Genomic DNA, 19,969 nt, shown 5'->3' with positions numbered 1-19,969 from the left:
TTGTAGATGACAGATATCGTCAATGCCCATATAACGGTCAGCAACAAAGATTGCCTATGTGCAGTGCAATATAAAACGGGAACACCGCCGCATGCCGCAAGCTTTTTCTCGCACCCTCAGTCCGCTGAGGGTGGGCAACCTGGAATTTCGCAACCGGATCATCGTTCCGGCCCATACGACCAATTTCGGCGAGGACCACCTGCCGAGCGAGCGGCATCTCGCCTATCACCGCGAACGGGCCAAAGGTGGCGTCGGCGCCATCATCTTTGAATCGATCCGCGTTCATGCCAATTCCCTCGGGCGCCCCCAGGCCGTCTGCGGTTTCGACCCGGCCTGCATCGCGCCCTTCCGCAGGATCACCGAGGCCGTGAAGGCGGAAGGCGCCCGCATCCTCGGCCAGATTATCCATCTTGGACGACAAGTCGAAGGCGATTTCGAGCGCACCGTCTCCTTCGGCCCCTCGCCCATCCCGTGGTCGACATCGGCGCTGCCGCCCCGGCCGATGGAACGCGACGATATGGATGCGGTGATCGAAGGTCACGTGCTGACCGCGCGCAATCTCGTCGCAGCCGGTTTTGACGGCATCGAATTGCAAATGGCCCACGGCCACCTGCTGCAGCAATTCCTCTCGCCTCTCTCCAACAAGCGCGAGGATGATTATGGCGGCTCGCTGGAAAAGCGGATGCGCTTCCCGATCGAGGTCCTGCGCGCCGTGCGGGCCGAAGTCAGCGACGGCTTCTGCCTCGGCGTACGCCTCAGCGGCGAGGAATATGTCGAGGGCGGCATGACGATCGACCAGGCTGAACTCATCGCCCCTGCCCTTGCCGCGGCGGCAAAAATCGACTTCTTGAACGTCTCCCACTCGGCCTATCACGCCTCCTATTCGCTGGCCTCGCAGATGGCCGACATGGCGATCGATCCCGCACCGTTTCGCGAACTGCCCGCCCGCATCCGCTCGGCCCTCCATGCCGCCGGCCAGACCATGCCCGTCTTCGCCGTCTGTCGCTTCACCAAGCTGGACGAGGCGGAGGCAATGATTGCGAGCGGCGGCGCCGATGCCGTCGGCATGGCCCGCGCCCATCTCGCCGAGCCGGCGATCGTGAAAAAAACCGTCGAAGGCCGCACGCACGAAATCCGCACCTGCGTCGCCTGCAACCAGGGCTGCGCCGGCATGCTGGAAAAGAACCTGCCGATCCGATGTCTGGTCAATCCTCGGGCGGGGCTCGAGGGAGACTGGGCCGAACTGGCGGAGATCGTGACGGAGAAACCGAAAAAGCTGCTGATCATAGGCGCCGGCCCGGCCGGGCTGGAAGCGGCCCGCACCGCCGCAGCGCGCGGCCACAAGGTCACGCTCTGGGAAAAGGGTGACGCACCCGGCGGGCAGTTGCGCGATGCGATCAGGATGCCGAAACGGTCTAAATTCTCTCATCTGCTGGAAGAGCAGATCGCGGACATTGAACGCTTGGGCGTGACAGTGGAATGCGGCAAGCAGGCCGAAGCGGCGGCAATCGCCGGCTTCAATGCCGACGCAGTGTTCCTCGCCACCGGCTCGACACCGGTCCGCGCCATCATCCCCGGCGGCGGCAAGGCGCTGACCATTCCGGAAGCCCTTCAAAACCCCGAGGCGTTGGGAGACAACGTCGCTCTCTTCGACCGCACCGGCGAATGGGCGGCACTGACGCTCGCGGAACATCTCGCCGATCTCGGCAAGCGCGTCACCTTCTTCTCCCCCATCGGCGGCATCGCCTGGCGCACGACCATCTACTCGACGCTAGCCAACATGAAGCGGCTGCGCGAGCGCAAGGTGAGGCTTGCCACCCTTCGTCGCGTTGCGAGCTATGACGGTGGCACATTAACGGCGGAGGACCTCTCCACCGGCGAGATGGAAATCCATGCCGGCATTACCGCACTGATCGCCGCCGAGCACAATTTCGCCGATCAGACGCTGTTCCGCGAATTGCGTGCGCTCGGCATCCCCGTCCGCCAGATCGGCGACAACCTTGCCCCCCGCACCGCGCTGGAAGCCGTCTACCACGCCCATCTGGCCGCCAGAGAACTGAATTAGGAAGAGAATTGCCATGACCATCCTGATCACCGGCGCCGGCGGCTTCATCGGCCTCAACCTCATCGAAACATTGCTGGCCGACGGCAGACAGGTCGTCGCCCTCAACAACCGTCCGCTGCCACCCGCATTCGCCACGATGAAGGGCCTCGCAGTCGAGATCGCCGATGTGCGAGACCGCGCTGCGATTGCCACCGTCCTCACCCGTCACGGCATAAAGAAGATCATCCACGCCGCAGCGATCACGCTCGGACCAAAGAGCGCGATCGCGACGGCGACCGATGCCTTCGACGTCAACACCGTATCGACCGCGATCCTGCTTGAGGAGGGACGCAAGGCCGGCCTCACCCGCTTCGTCTATCCGAGTTCGTCGGCAGTCTATGGCACGGCCCCGTTCGAAGACGCTCCTGTTACCGAAGACGTGAACCCGATGCCGACGACGCTTTACGGTTTTACCAAGCTCGCCAGCGAGCGGTTGGTCGCGGAGGCAGGCAAAAGCTTCGGCGTCTCGACCGCAAGAGCCCGGATTACCGCTGTTTTCGGCCCGCACGAGCACGAGACCGGCGTTCGCGAGACGATGAGCCCGCCCTATCAGCTGACCCGCAAGGCCGCCGCCGGCGAAGCCGTCCGCCTGCCAGATGGAGGCGCGCGCGACTGGACGAGCAGCCGCGACATAGCCCGCGCTCTCGCCATTCTGGCGACGGCCGAAACGCTTCCGTCCGACCTTTACAATCTCAGCCTCGGCGAAACCTGGCATGTCGGCACGCTCTGCCAACGCCTGTCGAAATCCCATCCCGGCTGGACCTGTGAAGCAGGCAAGGACGATGCCAGCGACAGCACGATCGCCTTCAACGACGACCTGTCCAGAACCCGCCAGCCGGTTTCCGGCGCAAAGTTCGAGCGCGATTTCGGCTTCCGCTTCATGGCATCGGCCGAGGCCTGCGACGACTATGTCGCCTGGCTCGCGAAACAGACCCACTGAGACAATCCCAAGAGAAAAGATGCCAAGGAGAGCAATATGAAGGTCATTTATACCGCCGAAGCCATCGCCAGAGGCGGCCGCACCGGAACCGCGGAGGCTACCGACGGACAGGGCGAGCTGAAGCTTAATCTCGTCAAGCCGAAGAGCATGGGCGGCGCCGGCGCCGGCGGCACCAACCCGGAACAACTCTTCGCCGCCGGCTACTCGGCCTGCTTCATCAGCACGATGGATTTTCTCGCCAAGCAGAAGAAGCTCGATATCGGCACGCCGGAAATCCGGTGCGCGGTCGATATCGGCCCGCGCGACGATGCGCCGGGTTACGGGCTGGCAGTGCGGATGGTCGTCACCATCCCCGGCATCGACAAGTCGGATGCCGAGGCGCTGCTGGCGCTGACGCACCAGACCTGCCCCTATTCCAACGCGATCCGCAACAATGTCGAGGTCACGCTCAGCCTTGCGGAATAAGGGATCAGCGCGCCGTGTAGCCACCATCCACCAGCACATCCGTGCCGGTGATGAAGGCTGCGCCATCGGACACGAGGAAGAGCGCGGTCGCCGCGATCTCTTGCGGCGTTCCGATGCGGCCGATCGGATGGAGCGGCGCAAGTGCGGCAACCGCCTGCTCCTCTCCGCCCGCCTGCCGGGTCACCCGGCTGGTGAGCACGGCACCCGGCGACAGGCTGACGGCGCGAATGCCATCGGCCGCATGATCGAGCGCGAGGCTTCGAGTAAGAGAATGGAGCGCCGCCTTGCTGGCGGAATAGGCAGCCCTGCCCGGCGTGGTGACGTGACCAAGCTGCGAGGCGATGTTGAGAATGACCCCACCCTGCCGTCTCATATGCGGAATGGCATATTTGCAGAGCAGGAAGGCACCGGTCAGATTGACGTCGAGTGTGCGTTTCCAGCTTTCGAGTGGGATATCGCAGACAGTGCCAAGCGGCGTTTCGGCAGCGGCATTGTTGACGATCATGTCGATGCGGCCGAATTTGGCCACGACCTTATCGACCGCAGCCTCCACCGCTGCCGGATCGGCGATGTCGCAGGCGATGGGAAACATCGCATCGGCGTTCTCGACGGCGTGAAGATCGAGCAATGCGACGGAGGCTCCAGCCTCTGCAAAGGCTTTGGCAGTCGCATACCCGATATCGCCGCCGGCTCCGGTGACGATCGCGACGCGACCCTTGAGCGGCTGGTTCTTGGACATGGGACTGGCCTTTCGTTCAAACTGCGACTGACCCGAACGTGGCCGATCGCGAATTCGTTTGCAAATTAAATCTGTATTATTAACAATACAGATTGAGGAGCCGCCGACCGTGAACAGACGGGCAGGATGGCGAGTGGAGAGGAAGAATGGCGAAGGCGGAACCCCGCACCCTTTTCGACAAGATCTGGCAGAACCACGTGGTCGCCAGCCAGGCGGATGGCCAGCAATTGCTGTTCATCGATCGCCATCTCGTCCATGAGGGCTCGTTCCACGGCTTCAACAAGCTGAAGGAAAAACAGGCCCGGGTCTCCCGCCCCGACCTCACCTTCGGCATCGTCGATCACTATGCGCCGACGAGAACCCGCGACATCAACCAGACCGATCCGGCGATTGCCGGGATGATCACCCAGCTCGAGGAAAACTGTCGGGCAAACGACGTCCGCATTTACGGGCTCAACGATCCGCGTCAAGGCATCGTCCATGTGGTCGGCCCCGAACAGGGCATCACGCTTCCCGGTGCCACCATCGTCTGCGGTGACAGCCATACCTCCACCCATGGCGCATTCGGTGCGATCGCCTTCGGCATCGGCGCGTCGGAAGTGGCGCATGTGCTGATGACGCAGACGCTGTGGCAGAAGAAGCCGAAGACGATGCGCGTCCGTTTCGACGGCACGCTCGGCCTCGGCATCAGCGCCAAGGACATGGCGCTTTCGATGATCGCCACGATCGGCGCCGACGGCGCGCAGGGCCATGCGATCGAATATGCCGGCGAAGCAGTGCGGGCGCTTTCGATGGAAGGTCGCCTGACGCTCTGCAATCTCTCGATCGAAAGCGGCGCCCGCTGCGGCCTCGTCGCCCCCGACATGACGACGGTGGATTTTTTGCGCGGCCGGCCGCTGGCGCCGCAGGGCAATCTTTTCGACCGCGCAACCGAGACATGGCTGTCGCTCGGCAGCGACGATGATGCCGAATTCGCCCGCGAGATCACGATCGACTGCCGCGACATCGCCCCCATCGTCACCTGGGGCATCAGCCCGGAAGATGCGCTGCCGATCAGCGGCACCGTTCCCCGGCCGGAGAGCACCGCCGACGAATCCCGCTCGGCCCATATCCGCGAAGCCATTGACTATATGGGGCTGAAAGCCGGCCAAGCACTTTCCGACATCGCCGTCGACCGGGTCTTCATCGGCTCCTGCACCAACAGCCGTATCGAGGATCTGCGCGCCGCAGCCGCCGTACTGAACGGCCGCAAGGCCGCCGTCCCCGGCCTCGTTTCGCCCGGCTCTTCCGTCGTCAAGCAGCGCGCCGAGGAAGAAGGCCTCGATCGCATCTTCATAGATGCCGGTCTCGAATGGGTCGATTCCGGCTGTTCCATGTGCGTCGGTATGAACGGCGATCTCGTCCCGCCGGGCGAGCGCTGCGCCTCCACCACCAACCGCAATTTCAAGGGCCGCCAGGGCCCGAAGGCCCGCACGCACCTCATGTCTCCCGCCATGGTCGCAGCCGCCGCCGTGACCGGGCGCCTGACCGATGTCCGCGACCTGATGGGAGGACGCGCATGAAACCCTTCATTTCGCTTGAGGCCAAGGCCGCCCCCCTGCCCTTCGCCAGCGTCGATACCGACCAGCTCATTCCCGCCCGCTTCATGAAGCGCTCCCGCTCGGAAGGATATGGCCAGTACCTGCTCTACGACATGCGTTTCGACGGCGAAGGCCGGGCGATCGCCGATCTCCCGCTCAATGCCGAGAACCGCCAGGGCGCCGAAATCCTCGTCGCCCGCCGCAATTTCGGCGCAGGCTCCTCCCGCGAGGCAGCTGTCTACGCGCTCGTCGACTACGGCTTCCGCTGCGTCATCGCCCCGAGTTTTGGCGATATCTTCTCCTCCAACTCCGTCAACAACGGCTTGCTCCCTGCTCGGGTGACGGAGGAGGATGCCGAAGAAATTCTGGCGCTTTTGGAGGGCGGGCACGAGACCATTGCGGTTGATCTGGAAACTCAGGAAATCCGCCTCGCCAACCACGTCTTCCGTTTCGAGGTCGAGCCGGTCTGGCGTACCAAGCTGCTGAATGGCTGGGACGATCTCGACCTGACGGCCAGCTATGCCGCCGATATTTCCCGCTATGTCGAAGCCGACAAAGAGCGTCACCCGTGGCTGCAGCAGACGGGCGCAGACTAGCGGATCGCCTGGATTTTACGACGGGTCAGCCTGCCTCCTTCCCCCGCCTGTGGGGAGAAGGACAAATGCCGCACCCTTGTGTCCGCATCCACGGCGCCCTCAGACGCCCGAAGTCCCAAGCTTCGCCACGGCCGCCTTCAAGGCCACGCCGCTGACGCCGGTCTTCACCATGTCCTTTACCAGCGCCGCGATGATGCTTGCCGCCTCGCTTATCGGCAATCCGCCGTCGCGGATGTTCGACACGCAGTTGCGGCCGGAATCCGGATTGCCCGGTTTCGGGCCGTAGGTGATGTAGGCGCCGAGACTGTCGGCGGCCGAAAGCCCTGGACGCTCGCCGACCAGCACGATGGTAAGTTTCGCCCCCAGCGCCTCGCCGACAGGATCGCCGAGCGCCACCCGCGCCTGGCTGGCCAGCACGATCGACGCGACCGTTAGCCCCAGTTCGCCGAGCTTCGGCGCGAGCGCCTCGATCAGCGGCACGGCATTGAGATCGACCGCGCTGGAGGACAGGCCGTCCGCGACGACGATCGCGATATCGCAGCCCTTGCCACCCGCCAGCTCCTTCAGCCGTTCGGTCGATGTCGGATCGAGCAGCCGGCCGAGGTCGGGGCGCCGGACATAGACGCTGCGATCATCGGCCATGCTGTCGACGTGGACTACGTCGAGACCGGCCACGGCCAGCCGCTCTTCCAGAGCCGCACGATCGACACTGGTCCATACCGCCTCCCGTGCCCTTGCATGGTCGAGCAGAAAGGACAGCTGCGCGCCGGTCGGCAGGCCCGCGCCGTGTCGGCCGAGCGAGACACGGGCATCGGTCATCTGTCTCAGGTCGAGAACCCGTTCGGCTGCGGATGGCTGAGGTTGCGCTCCCTCTTCTTCCGGTCGCTCGACCCGCGATGGCTCCGCTTCTGACGGCTCGATAATCTTGCCCATGTCACGCCCCGATCAGGTTGCTGCTGCGGAGATAGCTCGAAAGCGCCGCCGGCTCGCCGATCAGCGCTCCGTCGCAATCGATCAGCCCGATCTGAGAGAGCCACGCCTCGAATTCCGGCGCCGGCGGCCGCTTAAGCGTCTCGCGGCAATAGACGGCGTCGTGATGAGACAGCGACTGGTAGTTCAGCATGATGTCGTCGGCGCCGGGCACGGTGATGACGAAATTGACATTTGCGGCGCAAAGCAGCGTCAGCAGCGTGTCCATGTCCTCCTGGTCGGCATCGGCATGGTTGGTGTAGCAGACGTCGACGCCCATCGGCAGGCCCAAGAGCTTGCCGCAGAAATGATCCTCGATGCCGGCGCGGATGATCTGCTTGCCGTTGAACAGATATTCCGGCCCGATGAAGCCGACGACGGTATTGACGAGCAAGGGATCGAACTCGCGGGCCACCGCATAGGCCCGCGCCTCCATCGTCTGCTGGTCGACGCCGAAATGGGCATCAGCGGAGAGTGCTGCTCCCTGCCCCGTCTCGAAATACATGACGTTTGCGCCCGGCATGCCGCGCTTCAGCGACCGACCCGCTTCATGCGCTTCCTTGAGCAGCGCCAGATCGATGCCGAAACCGCGATTGGCCTTTTCCGATCCCGCGACCGACTGAAACACGAGATCGACCGGTGCGCCCTGTTCGATCGCATGGATGGCGGTCGTCACGTGGCCGAGGCAGCAGGTCTGGGTGGGGATGGCGAGCTTTTCCCGCAGCTCGTCGAGCAGCGAGACGATCCGCACATAATCTTCGACACTGTCGGTCGCTGGATTGACGCCGATGACGGCATCGCCCGAGCCCATCAGCAGACCGTCGATGGCCGAAGCGATGATACCGCGGCTGTCGTCGGTCGGGTGGTTGGGCTGGTTGCGGGTCGAAAGCCGGCCGGCAAGTCCGATCGTGTTGCGGAAACGGGTAACGACCTGCCGCTTGGCCGAGACCGCGATCATGTCCTGCAGCCGCATGATCTTCGACACCGCCGCCACCATCTCCGGCGTCAGCCCCCAGGTGACCGCTTCCAACCGGTCATGGGTGGTCTCGGGTTTGAGCAACCATTCGCGCAACTCGCCGACGGTGAGCGAGGAGATGGCGGAAAATGCTGCCGAGTCGTGCCGCTCGGCAATCAGCCGCGAGACCTCATCATCCTCGGAGGGGATGACCTCTTCCGCGAGAAACGCCTTGAGCGGAAGATCGGCCAGCGCCATCTGCGCCGCCAGGCGCTCGACCGGGCCTTCGGCGGCGATCCCCGCCAGCTGGTCACCCGACCGCTCCGGCGTCGCCTTCGCCAGAAGATCCTTCAGATCCTTGAAGCGAAACACTGTCTGTTCGATGGTGGTCGTAAAGCTCATGAATGCTCAACCCGCAGGAACGGTTAGAATAGATAGGCCTCCCGTGGGACGCGAGCTTCCTCCGACCTGTGCCCCTTGCGGAATTAAGCACGAGAACCGGACGCAATTTCAAGTTCAATATCGCCATGCGGCCACAAGACTGGCGTGCTTGACCAATTGCCTGCGACTAATATTTAGGATCGATGGATTCTCAAGGCACACAAAGCAGTTCGCGTTTCGGTATCGTTCCCGCTCGCGAGACCATCCGGCGCATAGCCCGGGGGCGCGATACCTGGGCCTTGCGCTGGCAGGGGCTGCTTGCCTTTATCGACCTTGCGATCCTCGCCTTCTTCCTGCTCGGTCCCTATCTGCGCGACGGGCCGTCCTATCTGATCATCGACTACATGATCGCCGTCTGGGTGGCGGTCGAACTTCTGGCGCGGTCGCTCGCGGCACCTTCGATCGGCCGCTTCCTCAAGATGCCGATGACGTGGATCGACCTTGTCATCCTCGGCACGCTGCTCTTTCCCGACATCCTGTTCAACTTCGCCTTCCTGCGGGTCATGCGCATCTGGGCGATCGGCCGCAGCCCGCTGCTGAAGGAGGTCATGCGACGTTTCGGCTGTTCTCATCTGCAGGACGTCACCCGCGCCTGCCTGAACTTCCTCGTCTTCCTCTTTATGGTCACCGGCTTCGTCTACACGACCTTCTTCTATGACCGCCCGAGCGGCGAGGGTTTCGTCGATGCGCTCTATTTCACCGTCGCGACCATCACCACGACCGGTTTCGGCGACATCACGCTGCCCGGCACGCTCGGCAAGCTGACCTCGGTCATCACCATGATCATCGGCATCTCGCTCTTCGTCCGGCTGGCCCAGGCGATCATCCGGCCGAACAAGGTGACATTCCAATGCCCCGATTGCGGGCTGCAGAAACATGATGCGGATGCCGTGCATTGCAAGGCCTGCGGCAATCTTTTGAACATTCCCGACGAGGGCCACTAGCCCATCGCACGAAAGAGCGCTCGATAAGCGAATTGTGCTATAGGCGAAGCTCAGATCGCAAAGAGGCACGAGACTTGACGACCCTGCAGGAAGTTGCGGCCAGAGCCGGATGTTCGCCCGCGACAGCAAGCCGGGCCCTGACGCTGAAAGGATCCGTCAGCGAGGCGATGCTGCGCAAGGTGCGCCGTGCGGCGGCTGAGCTTGGCTATCGACACACGGTCGCCGGCGGCAAGTCGGGCCGACGCCTCGTCGTCGGCGTACTGATCCCGAGCATCACCAATCCGGTCTTCTCCTCGTCGCTGTCCAGTATCGAGAACCGCATGCTGATGGCCGGCCACGGCGTGCTGATCGCCCAGTCGCACTATGATCCCGCCCGCGAACTGGATGCTGTGGCCGCCCTGCTCAACGAGAAACCGACGGGCCTGATCCTCACACTCTGCAGCCCCGACAGGAGCGACGTGCTCGGCCTGCCGCTGCCGCCGACGGTCCTGCTCCACAACCGCCCGACCGATCGCTTCCCCTCTGCCGTCACGGTTGACAATTTCAAGGCAGGCCACGAACTTGCGAGATTGCTGCGGGAATTCGGCCACGAGCGCATTCTCTTCGTTTCCGGCAGTTTCGCCGCCTCCGACCGGGCCCGCCTTCGTTATCAGGGCTATAGTCAGGCGATGGTGGAGACCGGCGTCCTGCCGCTCCCCGCCATGCAGATTTCCTTCGTCGGCGATTACGACATGCTGGATCTCAGCACCACCATGGCTGATATCCGCCCGACCGCGATAATCGCCTCCAACGACCTTCTCGCCTTCGGCGTCATCGGGGCGCTGCGCCGCGAGGGACTGTCCGTGCCGGGCGACGTCTCGGTGGCCGGTTTCGACGGCATCTCGCTTGGCCGGATGATGGATCCGCCGCTGACGACGGTCGAGATGCCCGACGCCAGCATGGGCGCCGCCGCCGCCTCGCTGCTGCTCGACATCGCAGAGAATGCCGCCCAGCCGCGCCATCTCGAAGTGGCCTATTCGCTCAGACGCGGCGGGACAGTGCGGGCGATTTGACGGTGTTGCCGCCGAAAGCCGATAGCGCATACTTCTCACCTTCCCGCGCAGCCTGCTGCCGAGGTTTTCAAAGACCGATCCGGAGAAGCGCACGCATATGTGGGGCCTCAGGGAATGTAAGTAAGTTGGCTCCGCATATGCGTGGCCTTCGGCGTTTTGTCGGGGCTTCCGGCCCCTACGGATGATCCTCTCGCCTCGCTGCATGTGGTTGCCCACACTTGGACGGCTCAACCGAACCCGGCATGGCTGCCAGGGGAAGGCTTGATAGGAAAGCCCGGTTTTGACGCCGCGCCCTCCATGAGTTTCACCCCTTTCGCCCTTGCCGCACGTTACGGTTCGGACGAAAGCGCCGGCTCCCGCCTGCCCGCGAACGTCTCGCGAAACACTCCGGCGACGGAAGCACGGAGATTGTAGGCATAGGTTCGGATGGGGTGGACGATGAGGGATATGCAAAAAGCAAAAAACCGCCGGACCTTTCGGTCCGGCGGCTGGTATCTTCCTAGCAAGCGATAGCTTAGCTGCGCGGCAGCAGGCGCTTTACTTCCTTGGCGGCGTCTTCGAGAGCCTCTTCCGGCGTGGCCGATTGGTCTACGACGCGGGCGGTGTTGTCGACGATCGTCTGCGTGACGCGGACGCCGTTCGAGCCCGGGAAGGCGTACCACGGGATCATCCGCGGCATCTGCTTCAGGCCGGCCTGGAACAGCGGGTTCTTCTGGTAGAACTCGCCGAGATATTCAGGCGACTTTGCAGCCAGCTCGTTGTTCGGAACGTAGCCCGTGCCCGGAACGACGACAGAGGCACCGTAGGGACCGGCAGCGAACTTGGCGAAGGTCCAGGCAGCTTCCTGCTTGGCCGCATCCTTAGTCAGGATGACGACAGCGTTGCCGCCGGTCGGCAGCTTGCCGTTTTCCGGGTCGAGAAGCGGGATTTCGGCGGTACGCAGGTCGAACTTGTCGCCCACGTTCTTGATCGTGTTGCGCAGTGCGCCGGTGGTCTGGAAGGCAAAACCGACCTTGCCGGCGACGAAGGCCTGCTCACCGGCCTGCTTGGTGAAGACCGGCATGCCGGCTTCCTTGACGAGACGGTCGACGACAGTCATGGCCTTCTGGCCCTGCTCTTCGTTGAACGTCACTTTGCTTTCGTCTTCCGACAACATGGTGCCGCCGGCGCCGAACAGGAGCGCGGAGAACATCCAGTCGTCGCCCTGCCAGCGGAAGTCGACGGAATCGACGCCGTTGCCGAGCGCCTTGATCTTGGCGCCGAGTGCGATGACCCCGTCCCAGGTCTTCGGCGGCTGGTCCGGGTTGCCGCCGGCGGCCTTCACCAGATCGGCATTGTAGTACATGATCGGGTTCGACGTCGCGAAGGCGAGACCGACCTGCTTGCCGTTGACCTGGGCGAGCTTGAGGATGGTGTCGGAGAAGCCCTGCTCGGCCATCGTCGCCTTGTCCTTGGCGATCATCGGTGCCATGTCGACCGGAATGCCGCGCTCGTCGGCCATGCGCAGACGGTTCAGGCCGATGAAGGTCAGGTCCGGCATTTCGGACGTGCCGACCTGGCGCATGATCGTCTGGATACCTTCCTCGTAGGTCGCGGAAGGGTTGGCGAACTGGATCTTGATATCCGGGTTCTCTTCCATGAACTTCTTCGAGATCGTGTCCATCACGTCCTTGAAGAAACCGGGCATCGGGTAATGCACGGTGAGCGTGGTTTCTGCATGGGCCGGCAGCGAGAACGTCATTGCGACGGTCGCAGCGGCGAGGATCTTGGTGAAATGCTTCATCGCATTGCTCCTGTTTCGGGGCGGCTTGTTTAGGCTTGGGTATGGACGACCGGGCTTCGGGTTCAGCCCTTGAGACCGGTCATGGTGATCCCTTCGACGAAGCGTTTCTGCGCAAGCAGGAAGGCGCCGACGAGAGGGGAAGTGATGATCAGGGTGGCCGCCATCAGCGCGCCGTAGTCGTCGCCCGCTTCCGCGGCGCGGAAGTAGAGAAGACCGAGCGGCGGCGTGGCATAGGCCTGGTTCGAGACGACGATCAGTGGCCAGTAGAGGTCGTTCCAATGGGCGACGACCGAGAAGATCGAGAAGGCCGTGATCGCCGGCCAGGCATTCGGCACGATGACCCGGGCGATGACGCCGATCTCGCTCATGCCGTCGAGGCGTGCGGCGTGGATCAGGTCGTCCGGCATGGCGCGGAAGAACTGCAGGAACAGGAAGATGCCGAAGACCGAGATCGAGAAGGGAGCGACCAGCGCCATGTAGCTGTTGAGCGCGCCGACCCGGTCGAAGGCGACATAGAGCGGCAGCGCGGTGGCATGGATCGGCACCAGCAGGCCGAGCATGACCAGCACCATCATGACCTTGGCGGCGCGGAACTTCAGCTTGGCCATCGCGTAGGCGCAGGGGATGGCGATCACCACCTGGATGACCAGGATCATCAGGCAGACCATGACGCCGTTGAACAGCAGCGTCGGCATATGCACACGCGACCAGGCCTTGGCGAAGTTTTCGGCATAGAACCAGTGCTGCGGGATGAGATTGAGCGACGAGGTGAAGATATCGCTCTGCGCCTTGCCGGCTGTCGAGATCATGAAGATGTAAGGCGCCAGGAAGACGAGAGCGCCAAGGCTGAGGATCGAGAGCCGGACGACGCGGCCGAAGGTGAAGACGTTCGGGCTCATGAGTAATGCACCTGCTTGTCCTGGACGCGGTACTGGATGAACATCAGGACGACGAGAATGGCGAGGAACACCACCGTCATGGCCGAGGCGTAACCGACGCGCAGATAGACGAAACCTTCCTGGTAGATCGTGTAGAGCAGCACTTCGGACGCCTTGTTGGGGCCGCCTTCGGTGAGCGTCTTGACCGTCTCGAACACCTTGACCGAGTTGATGACGCTGATCGTGGTGACGAAGAGCGTGGTCGGTCCGAGCATCGGCCAGGTGACCAGCCGGAACCGGTCCCAGCCGGATTTGGCGCCATCCACCTCGGCAGCGGAATAGAGTTCGCGCGGGATGGCGGTGAGGCCGGCGAGGAAGAGCACGAGATTGAAGCCGACCGACTGCCAGACGCCGATGATCGACAGGCTGTAGAGCACCATCCCGCCGGAGCCGAGCCAGTTCGGACCGGCGATGCCGATCATGGCGAGCATCGTGTTGATCGGGCCGATGGTCGGGTGGAAGAGATATTGCCAGACGGTCGCCATGGCGACGAGCAGCGAGGCGACCGGCAGGAAATAGGCGGTGCGGAAGAAGGAGCGCCCGATGCCTTCGGCCTCCATCAGCATCGCGAGACCGAGCGCCATGAAGATCGAGATAGGGGTTACGATCGCCGCATAGACGGTCGTGTTCCACAGCGACTTCAGGAAGGTGCGGTCGTCGGACAGTTCGACATAATTCTCGAAGCCAACGAATTCGAAGGTCGGATAGCCGAGTTCGAAATTGGTGAAGCCGAGAAGGATCACCGCGCCGACCGGCAGGATGATGAACAGGAAAACGAGGAAGATCGCCGGCAGCGACAGCATGAGGCCGGCACGGGCCTCCTGCCGTTCGGCGGCGGAGCGCCGGGCTTTCGCAGCCGCGGGCACCTGACCGATAGAGGTTGCGGCCATGTCAGCCATGGGCCGCCTCCCTGACCGTGTTCTCGACGAGCGGCGCAGACGGAAGGCGGACGCCATCGGCGCCGAAGACGAAGATGTGCTCTGCGGAAGCGGAAAGGCGGATCGGCATGCCGGCGGCAAGACCCGCGCCTTCCGCTGGAGAGACCTTGGCGATCATGATTTCGCCGATCGCATCGAGCTTGCTGTAGACGATGATTTCGGAGCCGAGGAATTCGACGCGCTCGACATGGGCCGGAAGCCCGGCCTCACCGGAGCGGGAGACTTTGACGAATTCCGAGCGGACGCCGAGCGTGACCGGCGTATCGCCGGCCAAGCTGCGGTCGGCGAGCACGCAGCGTTCGGTGCCGAGCGTAACGATACCGTTTTCACCCACATGCGAGGCGACGAGATTGATGCGCGGCTGGCCGACGAATTTGGCGACCTCGATATGCTGCGGATCGTCGTAGATCACCTGCGGCGGGGCGAGCTGCAGCAGCGAGCCGCCGATCATCACGGCGACGCGGTCGGCCATCGACAGGGCTTCGGCCTGATCATGCGTGACATAGACTGTCGGCACACCGGCGCGGCGATGCAGCTCGACGATCTCGCCGCGGGCGTGGACACGCAGGTTTGCATCGAGGTTGGACAGCGGTTCGTCCATCAGGAAGACGGCCGGGCGGCGCACCATGGCGCGGGCAAGCGCCACGCGCTGGCGCTGGCCGCCGGACATCTGGCCGGGCTTGCGGTCGAGAAGATGGTCGATCTTGAGCGAGGCGGCCATCTCGCGCACGTCGCGATGGATGTCGGCGACGGCCTGGCGCTGGCCGGGCATGAGAGGCGCGACGAAAGGAATGCGCTGCGTTCGCGTCAGCCGGCGCATGACCAGCGGCACGGCGATGTTCTGCGCGGCCGTCAGATGCGGATAGAGGGCGTAGGACTGGAAGACCATCGCGACATTGCGGTCGGCCGCCTGCGTCCGGCTGACCTCGCGGCCGTCGATGACGATCTCGCCGCTATCGGCGCTGTCGAGACCAGCAAGGATGCGCAGAAGCGTGCTCTTGCCGCAGCCAGACGGGCCAACCAGCGCGATGAACTCGCCCGGCTGCGCATCGAGGCTGACGCCCTTGAGAATCTGGTTGCCGCCGAAGGATTTTTCGATGTTGGAAAGGCTGAGCGTGGTCATTCCGCCGCTTCCTCGTTCGCGCGGGCCTTGGGAGCCGATTGCGGGTAGACTTCGTGGATGACGTCATCGATGTAATGGGCGGTCATGCCCGGAACAGCGACGATGTCGCTCGTCACGTCGTCGTTGAATTCATGGACGACGGCGCCGACCAGGCGCTCGCCCGGCATTTCGCGTTCCAGCTTGTCGATGACGAAGGCGGCCGAGGGGCCCCAGACGATCGACGTGTTCTCGAACTTGCCCTTCCAGGCCCAATGGAGATGACCACTGGCGAACAGCGCCACGTCATGGGCGGCCATCAGTTCGTAGAGGCGCTTGCGCTGGGCCGGGCGGAAACCCCAATAGCCGGTATCGCCTTCATGGGGTTCGTCGACAAACAGCGGCTTGTGAGAAAACAGCGCCAGCCGGCGTCCGTTGCGCTCCTCGAATGCGGTCCGCAGCCATTCGAACTGCGCTTCTTCCTCTTCGTCCTCGTGACCGAGAAGAAGCGCATTGAACCCAACGAAACGCCAGCCGTTCGCATCCTCGACGAAACGATCCCCACCCGTCAGGTCCCGCCAGCGTTTCAGGCGCTCGGCATTGACGGGCTGGCTCATGTCGGCGAAGTGGCCGACATCGTGATTGCCCGGCACGATCAGCATGGGGGTCGAGACCTGGCGCATCAGGTCCATCGAGAAGGTGATGTCGTCCGCCTTGTCGGCGCCATCGACCGAAAGGTCGCCGGTATGGATGACGAGGTCGGCCTTCTGGTCTTCGATCCAGGTCAGGAGCGGCGCCCAGTTGCCGTTGAAATGGGTCTTTTCCGGGCTGAAATGGGTGTCGGTGATCTGGATGATTTTCATGGCAAGGCCGCTTTCTGTCGTCATGACGCCCCTCGTGCGGGGGCGGTGTTGGCGGCCTCTTTAGTCTCCTCCCATGTCAGGCAGGTAACAGCGCTTTCCAGTCGTGTTTCATTTTGTTCATAAATTCTTCATGACCGGCTTTTCCCCATGCCACGCGCTGATCCGATGACGGATGAAGGGGCGTCGCGTGTCGTATATCGACTGGGCTGCGTCACGAACTGTCGCTAATGTCCCTCCGCATATTCAGGAGTCGGGCAATGGCAGAATTTCCAACCAAGGCAAAAGTGGTCATCATCGGTCTGGGCGGCATCGTCGGTGCGTCCATCGCCCACCATCTGGTGGAGCGCGGCTGGGACGACATCGTCGGCATCGACAAGTCCGGCATCCCGACCGATATCGGCTCGACCGCCCATGCCTCCGACTTCTGCTACACGACGAGCCACGACTATCTGTCGGTCTGGACCACGCAATATTCGATCGATTTCTACGAAAAGATGGGCCACTACGCCCGCATCGGCGGCCTGGAAGTCGCCCGCACCGGCGACGACACCTGGATGGAAGAGATCAAGCGCAAGCTGACCTCCGCCAAGGCTTTTGGCACTCGCGCCCACTATGTCTCGCCCGCCGAGATCAAGAAGCTCTTCCCGCTGATCGAGGAGGATCAGGTCCAGGGCGGGATGTTCGATCCCGACGCCGGCCTTGTCATCCCGCGCTCGCAGACCGTTGCCGGCAAGCTGGTTGATGCCGCCGAAAAGGCCGGCAAGCTGAAGGTCTTCGGCAATACGCCGGCGACCTCGCTGATCGTCGAAGGCGGCCGCATCAAGGGCGTCGTCACCCATCGCGGCACGATCATGGCCGATCACGTCATCGTCTGCGCCGGCATCTGGGGCCGCCTGATCGCCGAAATGGTGGGCGAGGACCTGCCGGTCATGCCGGTCGATCACCCGCTCACCTTCTTCGGGCCCTATAACGAATTTGCCGGCACGGGCAAGGAGATCGGCTATCCGCTGCTGCGCGACCAGGGCAATTCCGCCTATATGCGCGACACCGGCGACCCGAACACGACCGAGGGTGGGCAGATCGAATGGGGGTATTACGAGACCGACAATCCGCGTCTCTGCCACCCGCGCGATATCCTCGAAAAGCACGAGGCGCGCCTGTCGCCCTCGCAGCGCGACCTCGACATGGAACAGATCCTGACGCCATTGGAAAAGGCGATGGAACTGACCCCGATCCTAGGCGAACTCGGCTATAACGAGGGCCATTCCTTCAACGGCCTGCTGCAGGTCTCCGCCGCCGGTGGCCCCTCCTGCGGCGAGAGCCAGAAGGTGCGCGGCCTCTGGTATTGCGTCGCCATCTGGGTCAAGGACGGCCCCGGTTACGGCAAGCTGATCGCCGACTGGATGACCGATGGACGAACGGAGATCGACCACAACTCGATCGACTATTCCCGCTTCTACCCGCATCAGCTGACGGAAGAGTTCATCGAGGGCCGCACCCGCGAGGCGGCCCAGAAGATCTACTTCCCGGCGGTCCATCCGCGCGAGCCCTATGCGACCGGCCGCGGCGCCAAGCGCTCGCCTTTCCATGAGCGCGAGAAGGAACTCGGCGGGTATTTCATGGAACTCGGCGGCTGGGAGCGTGCCCATGGCTACGCCGCCAACGAGCATCTCTTGGAAAAATACGCCAACCAAGTGCCGGTGCGCGAGAACGAATGGGACAATCGCCATTTCTGGCGCGTCTCCAATGCCGAGCATCTGGCGATGAGCGAGGATTGCGGCATCGTCAATCTCTCGCATTTCCATATGGTCGATATCGAAGGCCCCGACCATGTCGAGCTGCTCGAATGGCTCTGTGCGGCCAAGATCGGCGGCGACGCCAATATCGGCAAGGGCATCTATACCCACTTCCTCGACGACGAGGGCATGGTGCGCGCCGACTTCACCGTCTTCCGCATGGAGGATCGCTGCCGTCTGGTGAACGGCGCAGATGCCGGCCCGCGCGATTTCCACTACATGAAGCGCGTCGCCGAGGATCGCGGCCTCGACGTCACCATTACCGACGTCTCGGAAAAATTCGTCACCATCGGCATCTGGGGCCCGAACGCCCGCGATACGCTGAAGAAGGTGGTCGCCGATCCTACCGGCCTCGACATCGAAAACTTCGCCTTCGCCGCCATCAAGCCGATCGAGATCGCCGGCAAAGCCGTATCCGCCTTCCGCATTTCCTATGTCGGCGAGCAGGGCTGGGAACTGCACATGAAATACGAGGACGGCCTCGCCGTCTGGGATGCGCTGCGCGAAACCGGCGTGATGGCCTTCGGCGTCGAGACCTATGCCAATTCGCGCCGCATGGAAAAGTCGCTGCGACTGCAGAACGGCGATCTGCTCACCCAGTACAACCTGATCGAAGCCGATCTTGCCCGTCCGAAGGTCAAGGAAGCCGATTTCCGCGGCAAGGCGAAACATCTGGAATTTAAGGCCCGCGCCAACCAGCCGGCCATGCTCTGCACCCTGGTCATGACCGAAAACACGGATGCCAAGGGCGTAAAACGCTACCCGGTCGGTTCCATGCCGGTCATGGATCCGGAGACCGGCAAGACGCTGGTCGACGAGCTCGGCCGCATCTCCTACACGACCTCGGTCGCCTATGGCCCGACCGTCGGCAAGAACATCGCCCTCGCCTATCTTCCGCACGACTACGCCCAGGTCGGCCGCAAGCTGAATGTCGAATATTTTACCGAGACCTATCCGGTCGAGGTGGTCGGCGTCGGTTACAAACCGATCTACGATCCGGAAAATCTGAAGCCCAGGACCTGACTGCCGCGACGGCAACCAGAAAGCTCAGGAAGACACATGAAAAAGCCGGTGATTGCAGCAGCGATCACCGGCTTTTCCGTTTCGCGCTCAACCAATGGCGTAGCTGCAACAGTCGTGCCGGACAGGCTTTCAAAAACTTGACAAAAGGACGAATATTTCTTGTGTGCAGTGCACACGGCTGGTAGCTCGATCACCATGCAAACGGCCTATTCCGCAGAAATCGTCTCCACCTTCCTCAGCTTGCGAAAGGTTCTCCTTTCGACGATCGCGAGAATGGTGAAATCACCGGCGACGGCTGAAGATCTGGTGCAGGATACGTTCCTGCGCCTGTGGGAGCGCCGGGCCGATCTCAACGATCGGCCGCTGCAGCCGGGTTATGTCGTCAGGATAGGCCGCAATCTGGCGATCGACTTTAAGCGCCGGGAGCGCGTCGCACCTTTCGTCGGTGGCATAGACGACCTGCAATTCATCAAGGATCCGACGCCGACGCCCGAAGATCATGCGATCGCCAGTCAGAACCTTCGGGTCATTTCCGATGCGATCGCATGCCTTCCACCAAGGGCGAAGGAAGTCTTCGTCATGGCCCGTATTGATGGCCTGACCTATGTGGAAATTGGCCGCAAGCTCGGCATTTCCCCCAAGACCGTCTTCAGCCACATGGTCGTGGCCCTGGAGCGCCTGGATCAGGCACAGCAAGCCACACGCTGATACGATTTCGATCACAACCGGACCCAGATTTTCAGG

At 63.0% G+C, this 19,969-nt stretch carries 17 protein-coding genes; 9 read left to right on the top strand and 8 right to left on the bottom strand.

Annotated features, from left to right (window positions below):
• The first annotated feature begins 91 nt into the window (after nucleotides 1-91).
• Genes BM216_RS10290 through BM216_RS10280 form a run of 3 tightly spaced genes read left to right on the top strand, consistent with a single transcriptional unit; the run spans nucleotide 92 to nucleotide 3,509 of the window.
• Complete coding sequence (locus tag BM216_RS10290; protein WP_092998744.1) at nucleotides 92-2,065, top strand: oxidoreductase; 1,974 nt, start codon at nucleotides 92-94, stop codon at nucleotides 2,063-2,065.
• Between the two features lie 13 nt (nucleotides 2,066-2,078).
• Nucleotides 2,079-3,044 (top strand): NAD-dependent epimerase/dehydratase family protein, encoded by a 966-nt coding sequence (locus BM216_RS10285; protein WP_092998742.1) that lies wholly within the window; start codon nucleotides 2,079-2,081, stop codon nucleotides 3,042-3,044.
• 36 nt (nucleotides 3,045-3,080) lie between these two features.
• Nucleotides 3,081-3,509 (top strand): organic hydroperoxide resistance protein, encoded by a 429-nt coding sequence (locus BM216_RS10280; protein WP_092998740.1) that lies wholly within the window; start codon nucleotides 3,081-3,083, stop codon nucleotides 3,507-3,509.
• Nucleotides 3,510-3,513: 4 nt separating this feature from the next.
• Here BM216_RS10280 and BM216_RS10275 read toward each other — a convergent pair whose 3' ends face one another.
• Nucleotides 3,514-4,248 carry an SDR family NAD(P)-dependent oxidoreductase gene (locus tag BM216_RS10275; RefSeq protein WP_092998738.1) on the bottom strand — a complete coding sequence of 245 codons (735 nt, stop codon included), beginning with the start codon at nucleotides 4,246-4,248 and terminating at the stop codon, nucleotides 3,514-3,516.
• 146 nt (nucleotides 4,249-4,394) lie between these two features.
• Here BM216_RS10275 and leuC point away from each other — a divergent pair, with 146 nt between their 5' ends.
• Nucleotides 4,395-5,810: a 3-isopropylmalate dehydratase large subunit gene (leuC, locus tag BM216_RS10270; protein ID WP_092998736.1), complete on the top strand. Its 1,416-nt coding sequence runs from the start codon at nucleotides 4,395-4,397 to the stop codon at nucleotides 5,808-5,810.
• Nucleotides 5,807-6,424 (top strand): 3-isopropylmalate dehydratase small subunit, encoded by a 618-nt coding sequence (gene leuD / locus BM216_RS10265; RefSeq protein WP_092998734.1) that lies wholly within the window; start codon nucleotides 5,807-5,809, stop codon nucleotides 6,422-6,424. The genes leuC and leuD overlap by 4 nt, the downstream gene beginning before the upstream one ends.
• Before the next feature lie 99 nt (nucleotides 6,425-6,523).
• Here the strand turns inward: leuD and eutC are convergent, their stop codons facing one another.
• Complete coding sequence (eutC, locus tag BM216_RS10260; RefSeq protein ID WP_092998732.1) at nucleotides 6,524-7,357, bottom strand: ethanolamine ammonia-lyase subunit EutC; 834 nt, start codon at nucleotides 7,355-7,357, stop codon at nucleotides 6,524-6,526.
• Nucleotide 7,358: 1 nt separating this feature from the next.
• Nucleotides 7,359-8,750, bottom strand: coding sequence for an ethanolamine ammonia-lyase subunit EutB (locus BM216_RS10255; protein ID WP_092998730.1), 1,392 nt, complete (start codon nucleotides 8,748-8,750; stop codon nucleotides 7,359-7,361).
• A 182-nt stretch (nucleotides 8,751-8,932) separates the two neighbouring features.
• Here BM216_RS10255 and BM216_RS10250 point away from each other — a divergent pair, with 182 nt between their 5' ends.
• Nucleotides 8,933-9,733, top strand: coding sequence for a potassium channel family protein (locus BM216_RS10250; protein WP_092998728.1), 801 nt, complete (start codon nucleotides 8,933-8,935; stop codon nucleotides 9,731-9,733).
• Nucleotides 9,734-9,807: 74 nt separating this feature from the next.
• The gene (locus BM216_RS10245; protein WP_092998726.1) at nucleotides 9,808-10,785 is read left to right on the top strand and encodes a substrate-binding domain-containing protein; all 978 of its coding nucleotides are present in this window, start codon (nucleotides 9,808-9,810) and stop codon (nucleotides 10,783-10,785) included.
• A 514-nt stretch (nucleotides 10,786-11,299) separates the two neighbouring features.
• Here the strand turns inward: BM216_RS10245 and BM216_RS10240 are convergent.
• From BM216_RS10240 to BM216_RS10220, 5 genes are all read right to left on the bottom strand, one after another.
• Nucleotides 11,300-12,568 carry an ABC transporter substrate-binding protein gene (locus tag BM216_RS10240; RefSeq protein ID WP_092998724.1) on the bottom strand — a complete coding sequence of 423 codons (1,269 nt, stop codon included), beginning with the start codon at nucleotides 12,566-12,568 and terminating at the stop codon, nucleotides 11,300-11,302.
• Nucleotides 12,569-12,630: 62 nt separating this feature from the next.
• The gene (locus BM216_RS10235; protein WP_092998722.1) at nucleotides 12,631-13,467 is read right to left on the bottom strand and encodes a carbohydrate ABC transporter permease; all 837 of its coding nucleotides are present in this window, start codon (nucleotides 13,465-13,467) and stop codon (nucleotides 12,631-12,633) included.
• Nucleotides 13,464-14,396: a carbohydrate ABC transporter permease gene (locus BM216_RS10230; RefSeq protein ID WP_092999359.1), complete on the bottom strand. Its 933-nt coding sequence runs from the start codon at nucleotides 14,394-14,396 to the stop codon at nucleotides 13,464-13,466. The genes BM216_RS10235 and BM216_RS10230 overlap by 4 nt, the downstream gene beginning before the upstream one ends.
• Nucleotide 14,397: 1 nt before the next feature.
• Nucleotides 14,398-15,567, bottom strand: coding sequence for an ABC transporter ATP-binding protein (locus tag BM216_RS10225; protein WP_092998720.1), 1,170 nt, complete (start codon nucleotides 15,565-15,567; stop codon nucleotides 14,398-14,400).
• Nucleotides 15,564-16,406 carry a metallophosphoesterase family protein gene (locus BM216_RS10220; RefSeq protein WP_092999357.1) on the bottom strand — a complete coding sequence of 281 codons (843 nt, stop codon included), beginning with the start codon at nucleotides 16,404-16,406 and terminating at the stop codon, nucleotides 15,564-15,566. Before BM216_RS10220 ends, BM216_RS10225 begins: the two co-directional genes overlap by 4 nt.
• A 257-nt stretch (nucleotides 16,407-16,663) precedes the next feature.
• On the opposite strand from BM216_RS10220, the gene BM216_RS10215 reads away from it, so the two are divergent.
• Both BM216_RS10215 and BM216_RS10210 read left to right on the top strand, forming a co-directional pair.
• Nucleotides 16,664-19,225: a GcvT family protein gene (locus BM216_RS10215; RefSeq protein WP_092998718.1), complete on the top strand. Its 2,562-nt coding sequence runs from the start codon at nucleotides 16,664-16,666 to the stop codon at nucleotides 19,223-19,225.
• Nucleotides 19,226-19,393: 168 nt separating this feature from the next.
• Nucleotides 19,394-19,933 (top strand): RNA polymerase sigma factor, encoded by a 540-nt coding sequence (locus BM216_RS10210; RefSeq protein WP_244530155.1) that lies wholly within the window; start codon nucleotides 19,394-19,396, stop codon nucleotides 19,931-19,933.
• Nucleotides 19,934-19,969 lie beyond the last annotated feature (36 nt).

It is taken from the genome of Rhizobium sp. NFR07 (assembly GCF_900111905.1).
Classification (GTDB): Bacteria; Pseudomonadota; Alphaproteobacteria; order Rhizobiales; family Rhizobiaceae; genus Neorhizobium.
Note: the sequence above shows the minus strand (reverse complement) of the source record. Positions and strands in the feature narration are given on the sequence as shown.

Coding starts and splice junctions, on each gene's coding strand:
- BM216_RS10290 (WP_092998744.1), top strand. CDS start 92: ATGCCGCAAGCTTTTTCTCGCACCCTCAGTCCGCTGAGGGTGGGCAAC.
- leuC (WP_092998736.1), top strand. CDS start 4,395: ATGGCGAAGGCGGAACCCCGCACCCTTTTCGACAAGATCTGGCAGAAC.
- BM216_RS10225 (WP_092998720.1), bottom strand. CDS start 15,567: ATGACCACGCTCAGCCTTTCCAACATCGAAAAATCCTTCGGCGGCAAC.
- BM216_RS10230 (WP_092999359.1), bottom strand. CDS start 14,396: ATGGCCGCAACCTCTATCGGTCAGGTGCCCGCGGCTGCGAAAGCCCGG.
- BM216_RS10215 (WP_092998718.1), top strand. CDS start 16,664: ATGGCAGAATTTCCAACCAAGGCAAAAGTGGTCATCATCGGTCTGGGC.
- BM216_RS10235 (WP_092998722.1), bottom strand. CDS start 13,467: ATGAGCCCGAACGTCTTCACCTTCGGCCGCGTCGTCCGGCTCTCGATC.
- BM216_RS10285 (WP_092998742.1), top strand. CDS start 2,079: ATGACCATCCTGATCACCGGCGCCGGCGGCTTCATCGGCCTCAACCTC.
- BM216_RS10255 (WP_092998730.1), bottom strand. CDS start 8,750: ATGAGCTTTACGACCACCATCGAACAGACAGTGTTTCGCTTCAAGGAT.
- BM216_RS10220 (WP_092999357.1), bottom strand. CDS start 16,406: ATGAAAATCATCCAGATCACCGACACCCATTTCAGCCCGGAAAAGACC.
- BM216_RS10275 (WP_092998738.1), bottom strand. CDS start 4,248: ATGTCCAAGAACCAGCCGCTCAAGGGTCGCGTCGCGATCGTCACCGGA.
- BM216_RS10280 (WP_092998740.1), top strand. CDS start 3,081: ATGAAGGTCATTTATACCGCCGAAGCCATCGCCAGAGGCGGCCGCACC.
- eutC (WP_092998732.1), bottom strand. CDS start 7,357: ATGGGCAAGATTATCGAGCCGTCAGAAGCGGAGCCATCGCGGGTCGAG.
- BM216_RS10250 (WP_092998728.1), top strand. CDS start 8,933: ATGGATTCTCAAGGCACACAAAGCAGTTCGCGTTTCGGTATCGTTCCC.
- leuD (WP_092998734.1), top strand. CDS start 5,807: ATGAAACCCTTCATTTCGCTTGAGGCCAAGGCCGCCCCCCTGCCCTTC.
- BM216_RS10240 (WP_092998724.1), bottom strand. CDS start 12,568: ATGAAGCATTTCACCAAGATCCTCGCCGCTGCGACCGTCGCAATGACG.